We start from the raw sequence: 14,207 nt of genomic DNA on the forward strand, positions 1-14,207 counted from the left end.
AACTACCCGCAAACTAACTCGAGGAGACAACAGATACCCGGAATGAATTTACAGAAATTCCGCAAAATACTCCCGCAGCATGCGAAACTAAGGGAGATACGGCCAGTATGTCAGTTTCTGGTTGTGATTCGCAACGAACCGGACTGCTCCATCCTGTGACACAACCAATGCAATGACATCTGGCACACCGCTGACCAGACGATAGGCTGCCCGGTGCCGTGTTCCGGAGGCATCTGCTGATTCCGCGACAGTTAGAGTTGCTTCCAGATCTACTGCACGATGAATCACCGAAACATGCGTGTCACCGAGGATCTCCGCTCCGAATCCAATCACCCGGAATGAACGGTCCAGAACCAGCGCTCCATCAACACTCATGAAGTCCGCGAGCAGATGAGAGAACTCGATGAGCGCTTCATCCAACGCCTGGATCTCCGCATCGACGAGCCATTGAAAATCGTCCCAGGTGACGACATTTAATCCCCGCTCTTTCCCAACGCGAATCAAAGACTTCACCAATCGGAACAGAAGCAGGCGGAACCGTTTTGCTCCGTCATCCTGTTCGAAGAAGACCCGAAACCGGAACCAGCGATGGGCCACACTCGCTGCATCTTCCTGTTCGCAGATGTAAGTGAGCATCCCACCATGGCCACGGGTTCGAATCAGGCCAATCGCGCGGCGAACGACACTCTGCGCTGCACACTTCATAAACTCATTACAGATCCGAGTTTCATGATCGTGCCCGTCCGACTCCAGAATGGCGTCCATGGCCAATTTGACGGTCCGAAACCGTTCCGGAAGCCACCGCGACTCAAATGGATCGAATCCATCTGCTCGTAAAATTCCTCCCGAGGTCTCAAAAAGTCGCAGATCCCCGCTGGCGATGACCAGATGCCCTGGACCATGAATCTGGATGACAAGGTTTGGGGGCAATGGCAGGTCTTCAGGTCGTCCGCTCGACACCCGATTGACCCAGCGTGTTCCAGTGTTGATGATTCCCCAGATTTTCAACGAGTCGTCAACCGGATCAATCAGCACACCGAGTAACGAGCGATAAAAGCCTGCCGAGAAGGCGAGTTTTCGAATCTGATGGGCGCTGAGCGCCTGCATCTCCCGGAATCGCAGACAGACCAGCGGTCCCAGTTCATTTTGTTGGAGTTTCGTCAATTCTTCTGGCGTGGCGAAAATGACGCGGCAACTGACCTGTTCTCCTTCTTCACGCAAGAGACTGGCCTGATACGCTGCGTCGATCAGTTGCCGGAGGATCCTGTCTTCTGGCAAATTCTCCGGGGAATTTCCTGTCGACTTCCAACGCTGCCGCGTCTCGTCCGAGAGCTGACTCGAATAAATAAAATTTGACGTATCCACGTGGAAATCATTTCCTGCAATAACTGGGATGATCACTCACAGCTTATCGTAGATCTTCATGGTTCGGACAGATGTGAATTTCGTCTACGGGAGAGGATGAAATTTCGCATGAGGTTCCCAAAATTCATTGAGATTAAAAGCACTGATTATATCGACTCGCAAAAAATCTGCTCAATTCCCGAATAGAGGAACAGACTCCAATCAGGTATGCTTCGCCCTCCATTGTGTCCCGCGGAATTACTTCCACTTTTAGATCGCGAATGAGCAAAAACGGCCCAGAACAAGGAATTGTTCAGCCAGTCATGACTGGCCACACGCTTCGAACCGTCGCACTTTATGCAGGCGCCCTCGGAATCTACTCGATCATTCCGATCCTGATCGATTCCAAGTACCTGACCGGACTGGCCGACCTTCCAACCAATATTCACGCCGCTCTCGCGACTGTGCTGGGTTGGCTTTTGGTGTTTCGAACCAATGCAGCCTACAACCGCTGGTGGGAAGCGAGAACACTTTGGGGACAGCTGGTGAACTGCAGCCGCAATTTGGCCATCAAAGTGACGACTCTGTCGTCGGCGTCGAGGGAAGAACTCGACCGCGTTCGTCAATTGATCGTCGGCTTCGCCCTCATTCTGCGGGATAATCTCCGCCGCGAAATGCACCGCTCCCGAAATGATGGGGTCCTTCCGGAGTGTGCGAACCAGGAGCACGCCCCGACAGACGTCGTTCAGAAGATTTACGCGGTTCTCGCGAGCTGGAAAGCTGCCGGAAAAATCGACATCTGGGAGCTTCGAGTCATCGATGCGGATGCCCAGCAACTGCTACAGGTTTGCGGTGGGTGCGAAAGAATTCGCAATACTCGCGTGGTTGGTTCCTACCGGTTGTTCACCCGGCAATGTGTCGGCCTGTTTCTGATCAGTTTTCCTTGGGGAGTTTCACACAGCTTCGGATGGTGGACGATCCCGCTGACCATCTTCACCTCCTACTTCATGGTGGGGCTGGAAGTCGTGGCGGAAAAAGTTGAAGAACCGTTCGGGTACGACGAAGACGACCTCGATCTCGACGGTCTGTGCCAGACAATCGCGCACTCAGTCAACCAGGTCTTTATCGACGCTGCCCGCTAGCACCTGTCTAACTAGCACCTGTTTAAGATGTGTGTGGCGGCGAACGGCGACAAAAACGCTCAAACGCTGTGTAACTCACCGCCGGAACGCGCCCCCTTGTAAGAAACGCTCTCGTGTCGATCGCCATTGGAAGCAGCGTTTACACGCGGTGACAGGCAAAGGAAACGTGGTCATGCTAACTCCCCTCCCTCTTCCCTCGACCAAATCGACATCCAAAAGGATCTTGTCATATGATTGTGTGTTGAGACTGTAAGTGTGATTCAATTCGATTACGATACGACTTCAGTGACGCAAGCCTGACAATCTGACAACGGCAGCCTTGCGGAATTGCTGCACAGGAAGCCGCAAAAAATTGGCACGATTCTCATCGTGACCGATGGACCGGGGACGAGCAGATTCTTAATCACTGACGTCGATGGCTGTTTTGAGTTTTCAGAAGACGAATTCGACCGGACTTCACCAAACACTGGTGTCGCCTGCGAGAAAACACAGGACAATGTGCAGAATGAGTTACACGCCGGAGTTACAGCAACTGAGCACGCCGAAAAACACAGCCAGCGGTGCCACAGCCAATATTCCGTATGATCGCTTTCTCGACTGCATTCATTGCGGTCTGTGCACCGCTGCCTGCCCGACCTATCTGGAAACGGGTGACGAAAACAATAGTCCACGCGGACGCATCTATCTCATGAGAGCGGTCACCGACGGACGACTCGAACAAACACCGGCGGTTTCACGCCATCTTGATTTGTGCCTGGATTGCCGAAGTTGTGAAACAGCTTGTCCATCCGGCGTACAGTATGGCCGTCTGATCGAGCCATTCCGAATCGCCATGCACAAACCCGCTGCCGGGGAAAAAGAAAAGTTCGACTGGTTCCGAACGTTTATTCTTTACGGGCTGTTTCCCTACGCAAAACGACTCCGCTGGGCACTCTGGCCAGCGCGAATCATGCAGCAATTGAAGCTCGACCGAGCCATGGAAGCGGTCGGTCTCAATCGGCTACTTCCACAGAAACTCCAGCGGATGCAACGGCTTCTTCCAAAGATGAAGGCACGTGGTCCGGAACTCCCCGGATTTCTGCCTGCTGAAGGACCGAAGCGAGCAACAGTCGCTCTCTTCACTGGCTGCGTCGCGGATGCCATGTTCCCGCACGTCAATTGGGACACTGCGAGGGTTCTACAAAGAAATGGCTGTGATGTAATCATCCCCACTTCGCAAAAATGCTGTGGAGCGATTCACTACCATTCTGGAGCGGGTGAGCCTGCGATTGAAACGGCTCTCGCGAATGCCAAAGCGTTCGATATCGATCAGGTAGATGCCGTCGTAATCAACGTCGCTGGCTGCGGGGCGATGATCAAAGATTACGGTCACATGGCAGAAGAGATCTGTCCTGAGAAGAAAGATGTCCACGACAAGCTTCAGGCGCTCGCGGATAAAACGCAGGATGTCAATGAGTTCCTGGCGAAGTTGGGGCCTGTACAGCCTCAAACGCCCGTCGCGAAGAAAGTCACCTATCACGACGCCTGCCATTTGTGTCACGCCCAGAAAATTCGTAGCGAACCCCGGCAGCTACTGAGTACGATTCCGGGACTCGAGGTCGTTCCGCTCGGCGAGTCTGAAATTTGCTGTGGCGCCGCTGGTTCGTATAATCTCACCGAGCCAGACATGGCCGATCGTCTGGGCCGACGTAAGGTAGAGAACATTCTTGCAACCGGCGCGGAAGCGGTGGTCTGCGCGAATGCGGGATGCTCATTGCAGATTCAGGCGATGTTGAAAGCTGCTGGTCGCGAAGACATCCCAGTCGTTCACCCCGTCGAACTACTGGAACAAAGCTATCGCGGCAAGGGGAAATAGTTTCAGAACAGTAGCGATGATAGTGCCGATCCAAAGTCGACTGATTGCGTAGACGGTCTTGGATCCACTTGGTGCGGGAGTGATTCAACTTTCATGGAAGCGACGACAAATCCATTTGGAATCCTCTCTCTCATCGTTGCACCTGCGATTCTGACGAATGCTGCAGCGGTTCTCATTATGAGCACGAGCAATCGTCTCGCGCGTGCCGTCGACAGAGCTCGCGAACTTTCGAAGCAACTCGAAACTGAGACAGACATGAACTCGGATGTGGCCGAACGTCGGCTCTTCGAGCTCTCAGCTGCGGAAGATCGAGGAATTTTACTGATGACCGGGTTGCGGTGCTTTTACCTTGCGATGGCAGGTTTTGCATCGTCAACCTTGCTGTCACTTCTGGGAGCTGTGATCGCACCGTTCAATGTGATGTCGGTGGTTTATCTGGCCGAAATCGCGGGGATCATCGCCGGCGTTGTTGCGGTCTCAAGCCTTGTCCATGGATCGACTGTGCTGCTTACCGAAACCAGGATCGCCATCAATGTTCTGAGCAAGCGAGCCGCATTGGTCAGAGCCCGGGCGGAAAACGCAACGGCCAATAAATTCGGCTGATCGGTGGCTGACAATTCTGTCTTTGACTTCGCAATTGCTGGATCTGCGCGCATCCTCGACCTATGCCAGAGTCAACAAAAAGATTGATTCAGGTTTCGGTCATCTAGGCGATTTGCCGAATCGAGAACGGCGAGTTGGTGCCTCGCGAGACAAAATCGTTGAAAGCCAAGATCCGAAAACGAAGAGAGCCGTCGACCAGAATCAACGGCTCTCTCAATTTCGTATGCTTCACACTGAGCTATTCAACCGTCACGCTCTTTGCAAGATTACGAGGTCGGTCCACGTTACAACCCCGCATGACTGCGATGTGGTAGGCGAGTAGCTGCAACGGAATACTTGTGATCAAAGGTGCAAGACATTCATCGGTGTCTGGGATATAGATGACTTCATCGGCGAGTTCTGCGATTCTTCGGTCTCCCTCGCAGGCGATCGCAATCACCGGACCTTTGCGAGCCTTCACTTCCTCAAGATTGCTCAAGACCTTCGGATAGATTCCCCCTTTGGGTACGATGAAAACGCTCGGGGTGTTCTCATCAACCAAGGCAATCGGGCCGTGCTTCATTTCGGCAGCTGGATAACCTTCCGCATGGATGTAGCTGATTTCTTTGAGCTTGAGAGCTCCTTCCAACGCCACTGGGAAGTTGTACAAACGTCCCATATAGAGGAAGTTGGAACAGTGGTGGTACTTCGCTGCGATTTCCGCAACCATATCATTACATCGCAGTGCTTTTTCTGCGTTTTCAGGCATCGACCGCAGTGCGCGGATAATGTTCTTGCCAGCCTGATACGACATATGGCGCATCCGGCCAAAGTACAGCGCGAGCATTGTGAGCACGGTCACTTGCGAAGTGAATGCTTTTGTCGAAGCGACACCGATCTCGGAACCGGCGTGAAGGTAGACCCCTCCGTCCGCTTCGCGGGCGATCGTTGAGCCGACGACGTTACAGATCGCGAGTGTCGGATGACCTTTTCGTTTGCATTCGCGCATCGCTGCCAGGGTATCCGCGGTTTCACCACTCTGGGTGATCGCGAAGATCATCGTACGATCCGTGAGCGGCGGATTGCGGTACCGAAGCTCGCTCGCATACTCCACTTCGACGGGAATACGGGCAAATTCTTCGATCAGATACTCACCGACCAACCCCGCATGCCAACTTGTTCCGCACCCTGTCAACACGATGCGATCGATATGCCGGAGTTGCTGCGATGTCAGATTCAAACCGCCGAAGCGTGCTGTCGCTTCATCGTCGTCGAGACGGCCACGTAATGCGTTTTCAATAGTGTTCGGCTGCTCAAAAATCTCTTTGAGCATGTAATGCGGATAGTCTCCAAGTTCAATATCGGTGGAGACCTGGTTCAGCGTCTTAATAGAAGGTGGAAGACGCCCTGTGTCGCGATGCAGCAGCTCCATTCGATCCGCTGTTAGCACGGCGATCTCGTGGTCTCCCATGTACACCACTTGATCGGTGTACCCGACCAGCGGGGTTCCATCGCTTGCAAGGAAGTATTCGTTTTCCCCAATTCCGACGACGAGAGGACTGCCGTTACGAGCAGCGATCAACATCCCCGGACAATCCCGGAACATGACCACTAAGCCGTATGTCCCCTTGAGCATGCGAAGCGTCATTTCGACCGCCACCAGGCAGGTGCTTGACGCCGATGCATCGGAGCCGAGTTTTATCTGCTCTTCCAGATGGTGCGCGACCAGATGGGCGACTGCTTCGGTGTCTGTCTCGGTACGAAAAACGTACCCGAGCCCTTGAAGCTGTAGACGCAATGAAGCGTAATTTTCAATCACGCCGTTGTGGACGAGAACGACCTCGCCAGATCCGCCTGTATGTGGGTGGGAATTGACGTCGGTCGGCGCACCGTGTGTCGCCCACCGGGTATGCCCGATGCCGGCGGTTCCACGAACCGGACTCGAATCGATCAACGAAGAGAGTTCACGGACCTGACCTGATTTTTTTCGAATCTGGATCCCGCTGTCGCACGCAATGGCCACTCCAGCGCTGTCGTAACCTCGGTATTCGAGGCGATGCAAACCCTCGAGCAGGAAATTACTGACGTCACGATGTCCCACATACCCAACAATGCCGCACATCGTAAATCATCCTCAATTTCTAGGCGTTTTCGGAAAGGGGTCAGCCCTCCTCGAGACCGCATCAACACATGCTCGCCCACAGATGTTTGTCGTGGAATGGCTCGCGGACCTTATTTCTATTTTCAAAAATAGGTCAAGATCAGATCACTGGAGGATAATTACCCCAAATTGCCACGAACCGGGTGGCCAGTCGGCCAAACAGGGGGAGAAAGTCCAGACAGACTGTTTCAGTCTGGGGAAAATCATCTATTCTGTACCACCTATTCCTCCAGACACGGGATTGTCATCGGGAATCATCCGAGTTGAGGAAAAAGCTGTCGACATTCAACACCAAGATTCCGATGCTCAATGTGAGTACGGATTCGAAGTGGGTACGGATATATTGAAGGGTCATCAAAGCATCGCTCCAAGCGATGGACAGGGACGTTTTCGCCGCAGGTTTTCATCAGGCGTCTCTTCTCTGCCCTCCTGTTCGCTGGGCGAACGACCCGATCAAGCAATAGAAAATTTGCGATGCGAAAATTCTGCGCGGTCCTCTGCACTGTGGCAATATTTGCCGGATCGTCATCCGCTTTTGCGAATCCGACCAAGGCACCTGCTGCATCTGTGCCTGCTGATCCACTCGTTCAGCTCGTCGATCAAGCAATCAATGTTACCCGCCAGAGAAATCTTGATTTCCAGGTGCATACTCCTTGGCAGATTCTCCACGGGCTTCTAGCGCTTCGCACGAATTACACCATTAAAAACGGCCCTGAATACGTCAACGCTCTGGACTACTTGTCCACAAAGGCGACATTCAAAGGGGAACGTTGGTTCGAACGGACTTCCGCAGGGGCGAAAGCGCGTCCATACAACGGGACACCGTACGACTTTGAAGGTCACATCAACCAGACCTTGTCGATCATCGCCATGTGCGACCTCCCGTTGACACATCAATTCGTTCTGGCTGACGGCAGCAAAGTCACGATGGCAGACATGGTTCGGCAGGCCCAATACTCAGTCAACGACAAAGAAGAAACGACTTGGACGCTCTGGTTCCTGACACATTATCTGGATCAGGACACACACTGGAAGAATGGCGAAGGAGAAGCCTGGAGCATGGAGAAACTGGTTCGCATCCAGACAGCGGCACCAGTGATCAACTCCGCGTGCGGCGGTTGCCATAACCTGTTCGCTTTGGCCTATGCACGTAATGCCTACCTGCAGAAGCACGGCAGACTTCAGGGAAGCTGGCTGGAGGCCGACCAGAAAATTCAGCAACACATTTCTGCTGCCCAATCGATGATGAATCGGGATGGCTCGTTTTCCACGCAGTTCTTCAAGGCGCGCGGAATGAGTAACGACTTCAACGAGCGCATCAAGTCGTCCGGCCACATGCTGGAATGGTTGATGGTGGCACTACCTCGTAAGCGACTGAACGAAAACTGGGTTCGCCTCGGAGTCCAGACGCTCGCCAACGACATGATTAAGAACGCGTCACAACCTGCTGATTGCGGACCACTCTACCACTCGCTGCACGCACTGATTCTCTTCAAACAACGAATGCAACCAGATTTCTCTCCCAACGCGACCCGTAATGATGTCGCGAACGGATCGACAACAAATTCCGCCGTGGCACAGTGGACCAAAGCCAAGCCTGATGGCGACTCCGTTCCAAAGACCGCCAATCAGCAGCCGCAGACTCCGTCTACCACAGAGCAAGTGACAGCGAAACCTGTTTCTGTCACCAATGAACCAGCGACTCCGACTGCGGAAACATCCCCTGTAGAGTTCCAGAGCCCTACCGAAAACGGCGATGAGAGTGCCACCAACCTCAATCGGAGTACAGAGTCGACCCAGCCCCCCGTGCTCATGGTTCCGCCGATCTCTCCTCCGGAGCATGTCAAACCAGTGTCCGGCGAAAACGCTACCAACGAAGTGACGAAGCTCTCTGGGAAAGCCGAAGAAAACAAAGCTTTGACGATTCAGGCGGAAGGAATGAAACTTCAACCATCCTCTGGGCCGAAATCACTCGCTCCCTTCAAAGGGGGAATGCCGATCCTGAGACAGCCTCCGACCGCTCCGACTCCATCCAAAATTGATGCAATGGATGAAAAAGTTGAGACGGCTGCAAAGCTCGCTCAGTAACAACTGACGCCTCGATGCAACGCGACATTGCTCAATGAACGTTCACAACGGCATTGAATCCCGCCAGAACGCCTGACTGTTAACGGAGTCGGCTGAGCAGACTTGGTCAGCAATAAGTTGCTGTAAATAGGGGAAGCAGCTGAAGAAAGCGTTCCTTAGAACGCCGCTACAAAAAAAGTCGCGTTCCGACAGCTGATACACTTCGCCTGAACAAGCTTCTGCCAGCATTAGCCGCCACACTCTTTTGAGACAGCGGCTACCCTGAGCGTTTGCGACATCGGCGAGTTTTTCGATGGGCCGTCACGATGAACTTTTCGGTATGGACCCAGGATTGCTGGCGTCTGGAGGTCGGGAGCGGAGCTAGCCCCGCTTTTGAATTCTGTGATTGAGTTGCTCTCAACACCGGAACGCAAGCAGCATCCATGCTCATCGAATGACTCCTTATCCAAGGGACAGCCATCTTTCGTGTGAGCAATTCATATCAGGGAGTGACGATCCTGTCACCACCAGAATATAAAAAAGTGGTTACAGTGGTTTTGAAATGGCCGCACAACTCGCTGGAACCTGCCAATTGCACGGCCTGAGACTCGTTGGCTACCGAATCATTCAGATGATCCATCACCGCTCACGAACGGCGCGCCGGTATTGAATCGGAAGAACTTCCTCTAATCGAGTGTCTTTCAATTCCATGGCAGCACGGTATGGCCAATGTGGATCTCGTAACAATTCACGGGCAAGCAGCACGATATCAAGGTCACCATTCTGCAATGCCTGCTCGGCCTGCTGAGGTTCTGTCAGCATCCATCCCGAAGCAGTTGGAATGTCCGCCTCATTACGAATCCGCGAGGCTGTCGGGATGAGAAATCCTGGTCCCCAAGGAATCTGGGAAACTCCTGGCACCACAAACCCGTGGCTGACGTCGATCATGTCCAGCCCCGCTGCCTTCAGCCGTTTCACAAGTTCGATGCTCTCATCAACGGTGACTCCACTTTCATTCCAATCTGTCACTGACAATCGGGCCGTCAACGGGTATCGCTCCGGCCAGACTTTGCGAACGGCTTCGAATGTTTCCATAATGAAGCGAATTCGATTCTCAAAACTCCCACCGTATTCATCTTTCCGGAAATTCGAGAGCGGCGAATAGAACTCGTGAGCCAGATAGCCATGAGCAAAATGAAGCTCCAGCCATTCGAACCCGGCAGCAAGTGCTCTTTGAGCAGCGACGACGAAATCTGATTGCGTTTGGCGAATGTCCTCGTGCGTCATCTCCCGAGGAACTTTCCACAGATTTTCACCGAAGGCAACCGGTGAAGGAGCAATGGTTTCCCAGCCTCCTTCTTCTTCTTTGAGATGATGATCGCCTAACCACGGAGCAGCAGCACTTCCTTTTCGGCCGGCATGGGCAATCTGAATCCCTGGAACTGAACCATGGTCCTTGATCAGTTTGACGATTGGAGCGAAGGCATTTACATGTTCTTCGTAGTAGATACCGGTGCAGTTTGGAGAGATTCTCCCCTCAGCAGCAACGCCCGTTGCTTCGACGATGACCAGTGCTGAACCTCCGACTGCGCGTGAACCGAGGTGGACGTAATGCCAATCATTCACGAAGCCATCAATCGCCGAGTACTGACACATGGGAGCGACGCCAATTCGATTTCGGAGCGTCACGTCCTTTAACTGATACTCATCAAACAGCTTCGCCATTTCTGCTACACCTTACGTTTCTCTTCAGTTTCCGGTTTGACGTCGCTACGACCTCAACGACTCAAGACGCCCTGAATGATGATAGACTTCTGGTTTTTCTCGTCCAATTACCAAGTTGAATTTCTAACAACAATGCAGTCAGTACGGGTTTCAAGGCAATTCTGAAATCCGTTCATTGAAGTGCCGCTGTAACACGCCGATTGATTTCTGTTACGAGTTCATCGGAAAGCGGTCCCTTCATCGCAGCTTCGACGTTTTCCTTCAAATGCTGCTCATTGGCAGTTCCAACAATCGTTGTGGAGCAAGCGGGATGTGACAGAGTGGATCGCAAAATGAATTCCGCTCGTGTCATCTCCGCTGGCAGAATTTCATTCAGACCAGCCTGATTCCACACGCGGTTCAAGTGCTCTCGCTGAATCTCGGCATCCGGGCCTCCTTGTGCGATCCCGCCACGAATGATCACTCCGGCACCCTGCGCGGCTGCCTGCTTCATGATCGCATCATGCTGCGGAGCGAGACACGAATAGGGGACTTGAACGACATCGAAGATCCCCAGTTCGATGAACCGAGACAGTTGCGGGAGAGAACTGGATGCACCGAGATACCGAACCACTCCCTGCCGTTGAAAATCGTGGAGAAGTTCAATTAATCCCAGTTTTTCCAACTGATCTGCATCGCCTCCGTGGAATTGCAACAGGTCGATGTAGTCTGTCCGCATCCTGATGAGACTCGACTCGATATTTCGCTCCAGAACCCCGGGAGTCCATACATGAACGATTTCCAACTGATTCGCATGTTGAATTGGATCGCATCCACATTTGGTTGCCAGGATAAATTCACCACGACGATGGGAAATGAACCGTCCGATTCGCTCCTCTGCCGCTCCGTAGTCGGGCGCAGTGTCAATAAAATTAATTCCGGAATCGAGCACCTGATTCAGAATTCGCTCCGCGTGATCATCTTCAACAACGCGCACGCCCCATGTTCTCGCCCCACGCAGCCCCATACTTCCAAATCCGAGTTGAGTCACTTCCAACCCGGTTTGCCCCAGTTTTTTACGTAGTAGCATCGGAAATCTCCTCTTGATTCTCAGGCAACCTTCACTGTAACTCCCTATCCAGAAGTTCTCGACCCCTGCGAGAATTCCGATGGAATTCTTCTGTGAGCTTTCAATTTCGTGACAGCCTGAAATAATGCGTTTCGTTTCTTCATGGCGATCTGTCCGCGATGAGCCGAAACAACTGAATCAACTTCTCTCGAGCAAGTGACGCTGAAACATGGAAGCTGGCATCGTTGGTCTCCCTAACGTGGGGAAGAGCACCCTTTTTAACGCACTGACATCCTCCAAAGCGGCTCAAAGTGCGAATTACCCATTCTGCACCATCGATCCCAACGAAGGGGTTGTCAGCGTGCCAGATGGACGCTTGGAGATCATTGCCAAATTCTTCAATCCACAGAAAACCATTCCTGCTGCTCTCAAGCTCGTCGACATCGCAGGAATTGTCAAAGGGGCCAGCGAAGGGGAAGGTCTCGGGAACAAATTTCTGAGTCACATTCGCGAAGTCGATGCCATTCTTCAAGTTGTCCGCTGTTTTGAAGATCCGGACGTGACGCACGTCGCAGGTGGCGTGAATCCACTTTCGGATATCGAAACAATTGAAACCGAGTTGATCCTCGCGGATATGCAGACGCTCGAAAACAGCAAGGCCAAAGCGGAACGGGCAGCCCGCACCGGCGACAAAGAAGCGAAAGAGAAAGTCGCTGTGATCGAAAAATGCCTGAAGGCACTCGATCAGGTTCAACCACTCCGCACGCTGGAATGGGAACCATCCGAAAAGAAAATTCTCGACGGATTCGGCATGATGACCATCAAGCCAATCCTCTACGTCGCCAACGTTGATGAGAACGACCTTGAAGGAACCGGAGCACTCGTGACTCAGGTTCGTGAATACGCCAAGAAGAGCGGCGCGGACGTCGTCCCCATTTGTGCAAAACTCGAGTCCGAGATCGCTGAGTTGGAACCAGCAGATCGCGCTGAGATGCTGGAGTCGGTCGGGTTGACCGAAGCTTCACTCGGAGTACTGGCGCGAGCGATCTATCATACGCTTGGGCAACAGAGCTACTTTACTGCGGGTCCGAAAGAGCTTCGCGCCTGGACAATTCCAATCGGTGCAACTGCTCCTCAGGCTGCGGGAGTCATCCATACCGATTTCGAACGTGGGTTCATTCGCGCAGAAGTTTACTCTGTCGAAGACCTTCAGAATCACCAGACAGAAGCGGCGATTCGCCAGGCCGGCAAATTGCGAGTCGAAGGAAAAGCATACGTCATGCAGGATGGAGACATTTGCCACTTCCTGTTCAATGTCTAACTTCGGATTGAAATCGTTTCGCCACGTTCCTTGCCTGTAGAACAGCATTGAACGTGGCTTTTTTTTATGGCGAGGTGACTAATGAATGTGCTGATTATCGGCTGCGGCTACGTCGGATTGAAGTTCGCACAATCACGCCTTGCGTTAGGAGACACCGTCTCAGCCTTGACTCGTCAGACGAACCGGTCCCAGGAATTTCAGCAACTTGGAATCACTCCGATTATTGGAGACGTACTCGAACCAAGTTCGCTGCAAGCATTACCGAATGCTGACCTCTGCCTGTACGCGGTCGGTTTCGATCGACATGCGAATGCTGACAAACGGTCCGTCTATGTGGATGGTCTGAGAAACGTTCTCGATGTCATTTCTCGCAAAATCCCTCGACTCATCTACATTTCCAGTACGAGCGTTTACGGTCAGGATGATGGAGAATTTGTCGACGAGAATTCTCCTTGTGTCCCGACTTCAGAAGGAGGAAAGATCTGCCTGGAAGCGGAACAGGTTTTACGAGAGTTTTACCCGGAGAACCAAGGGCAATCGAGCGGAACGATTGTTCGGCTTTCAGGGATTTACGGACCGGGACGATTGATTGCCCGTCGTGATCAGTTAGTGGCACAATTGCCGATTCAAGCCAATCCGGAGTCCTGGCTGAACCTGATTCACCTGGAAGACATTGTACAGGTCATCAGCAGGGTGGTTTCCACCCCTTCCCCCGCGCCGCTTTATCTTGCGAGTGACGAAACGCCGCTTCTCAGACGCGAATTTTACAGCGGAATTGCGAGAGCAATTGGTTCGCCAGAACCGACGTACGAGTGCAGCGTCCCGAACTCTTTGAACAAGAGATGCAGCATCACCAAGTTAAAGGAGGAACTGGGAGTTTCCTTTCAGTTCCCGAATGCACTGCAGGCGATCACGGAGTTGCTGAATGCTGCAGCGAATGGAACTCGGTAAGCAAGCCGACT

At 52.8% G+C, this 14,207-nt stretch carries 10 protein-coding genes; 6 read left to right on the forward strand and 4 right to left on the reverse strand.

Going from position 1 to position 14,207, the window contains the following annotated elements; all coding sequences use genetic code 11:
* Positions 1-87: 87 nt before the first annotated feature.
* Positions 88-1,365, reverse strand: coding sequence for a putative sensor domain DACNV-containing protein (locus SH668x_RS14345; protein ID WP_437185753.1), 1,278 nt, complete (start codon positions 1,363-1,365; stop codon positions 88-90).
* Between the two features lie 260 nt (positions 1,366-1,625).
* Here SH668x_RS14345 and SH668x_RS14350 point away from each other — a divergent pair, with 260 nt between their 5' ends.
* The 3 genes from SH668x_RS14350 to SH668x_RS14360 all read left to right on the forward strand — a co-directional run bounded on the left by SH668x_RS14350 (position 1,626) and on the right by SH668x_RS14360 (position 4,944).
* On the forward strand, positions 1,626-2,486 hold the full coding sequence (locus SH668x_RS14350; RefSeq protein ID WP_437185754.1) for a bestrophin family ion channel: 861 nt from the start codon (positions 1,626-1,628) through the stop codon (positions 2,484-2,486).
* A gap of 505 nt (positions 2,487-2,991) precedes the next feature.
* Entirely contained in the window at positions 2,992-4,341 is a 1,350-nt protein-coding gene (locus tag SH668x_RS14355; RefSeq protein ID WP_437185755.1) for a (Fe-S)-binding protein, read from the forward strand.
* Positions 4,342-4,434: 93 nt separating this feature from the next.
* Complete coding sequence (locus SH668x_RS14360) at positions 4,435-4,944, forward strand: DUF2721 domain-containing protein (RefSeq protein WP_437185756.1); 510 nt, start codon at positions 4,435-4,437, stop codon at positions 4,942-4,944.
* Positions 4,945-5,182: 238 nt separating this feature from the next.
* Here SH668x_RS14360 and glmS read toward each other — a convergent pair whose 3' ends face one another.
* Positions 5,183-7,045: a glutamine--fructose-6-phosphate transaminase (isomerizing) gene (glmS, locus tag SH668x_RS14365; protein WP_437185757.1), complete on the reverse strand. Its 1,863-nt coding sequence runs from the start codon at positions 7,043-7,045 to the stop codon at positions 5,183-5,185.
* A gap of 513 nt (positions 7,046-7,558) precedes the next feature.
* Here glmS and SH668x_RS14370 point away from each other — a divergent pair.
* On the forward strand, positions 7,559-9,172 hold the full coding sequence (locus tag SH668x_RS14370; protein WP_437185758.1) for a hypothetical protein: 1,614 nt from the start codon (positions 7,559-7,561) through the stop codon (positions 9,170-9,172).
* A gap of 618 nt (positions 9,173-9,790) precedes the next feature.
* On the opposite strand, the gene SH668x_RS14375 is transcribed toward SH668x_RS14370, so the two are convergent.
* Both SH668x_RS14375 and SH668x_RS14380 read right to left on the reverse strand, forming a co-directional pair.
* Positions 9,791-10,876 (reverse strand): NADH:flavin oxidoreductase/NADH oxidase, encoded by a 1,086-nt coding sequence (locus tag SH668x_RS14375; protein ID WP_437185759.1) that lies wholly within the window; start codon positions 10,874-10,876, stop codon positions 9,791-9,793.
* A gap of 172 nt (positions 10,877-11,048) precedes the next feature.
* Positions 11,049-11,945, reverse strand: a complete 897-nt coding sequence (locus SH668x_RS14380) for an aldo/keto reductase (RefSeq protein ID WP_437185760.1) — start codon at positions 11,943-11,945, stop codon at positions 11,049-11,051.
* A 208-nt stretch (positions 11,946-12,153) separates the two neighbouring features.
* Here SH668x_RS14380 and ychF point away from each other — a divergent pair, with 208 nt between their 5' ends.
* Positions 12,154-13,245 (forward strand): redox-regulated ATPase YchF, encoded by a 1,092-nt coding sequence (ychF, locus tag SH668x_RS14385; protein WP_437185761.1) that lies wholly within the window; start codon positions 12,154-12,156, stop codon positions 13,243-13,245.
* A gap of 81 nt (positions 13,246-13,326) precedes the next feature.
* Positions 13,327-14,196 (forward strand): SDR family oxidoreductase, encoded by an 870-nt coding sequence (locus SH668x_RS14390; protein WP_437185762.1) that lies wholly within the window; start codon positions 13,327-13,329, stop codon positions 14,194-14,196.
* Positions 14,197-14,207: the final 11 nt, after the last annotated feature.

Source organism: Planctomicrobium mucosum, assembly GCF_051466335.1.
Taxonomy (GTDB): Bacteria; Planctomycetota; Planctomycetia; order Planctomycetales; family Planctomycetaceae; genus Planctomicrobium.

What these genes read in the sequence shown, in the direction of transcription:
- SH668x_RS14350 (WP_437185754.1), top strand. Translation starts at nt 1,626, where the DNA reads ATGAGCAAAAACGGCCCAGAACAAGGAATTGTTCAGCCAGTCATGACT.
- SH668x_RS14355 (WP_437185755.1), top strand. Translation starts at nt 2,992, where the DNA reads ATGAGTTACACGCCGGAGTTACAGCAACTGAGCACGCCGAAAAACACA.
- SH668x_RS14360 (WP_437185756.1), top strand. Translation starts at nt 4,435, where the DNA reads ATGGAAGCGACGACAAATCCATTTGGAATCCTCTCTCTCATCGTTGCA.
- glmS (WP_437185757.1), bottom strand. Translation starts at nt 7,045, where the DNA reads ATGTGCGGCATTGTTGGGTATGTGGGACATCGTGACGTCAGTAATTTC.
- SH668x_RS14370 (WP_437185758.1), top strand. Translation starts at nt 7,559, where the DNA reads ATGCGAAAATTCTGCGCGGTCCTCTGCACTGTGGCAATATTTGCCGGA.
- SH668x_RS14375 (WP_437185759.1), bottom strand. Translation starts at nt 10,876, where the DNA reads ATGGCGAAGCTGTTTGATGAGTATCAGTTAAAGGACGTGACGCTCCGA.
- SH668x_RS14380 (WP_437185760.1), bottom strand. Translation starts at nt 11,945, where the DNA reads ATGCTACTACGTAAAAAACTGGGGCAAACCGGGTTGGAAGTGACTCAA.
- ychF (WP_437185761.1), top strand. Translation starts at nt 12,154, where the DNA reads ATGGAAGCTGGCATCGTTGGTCTCCCTAACGTGGGGAAGAGCACCCTT.
- SH668x_RS14390 (WP_437185762.1), top strand. Translation starts at nt 13,327, where the DNA reads ATGAATGTGCTGATTATCGGCTGCGGCTACGTCGGATTGAAGTTCGCA.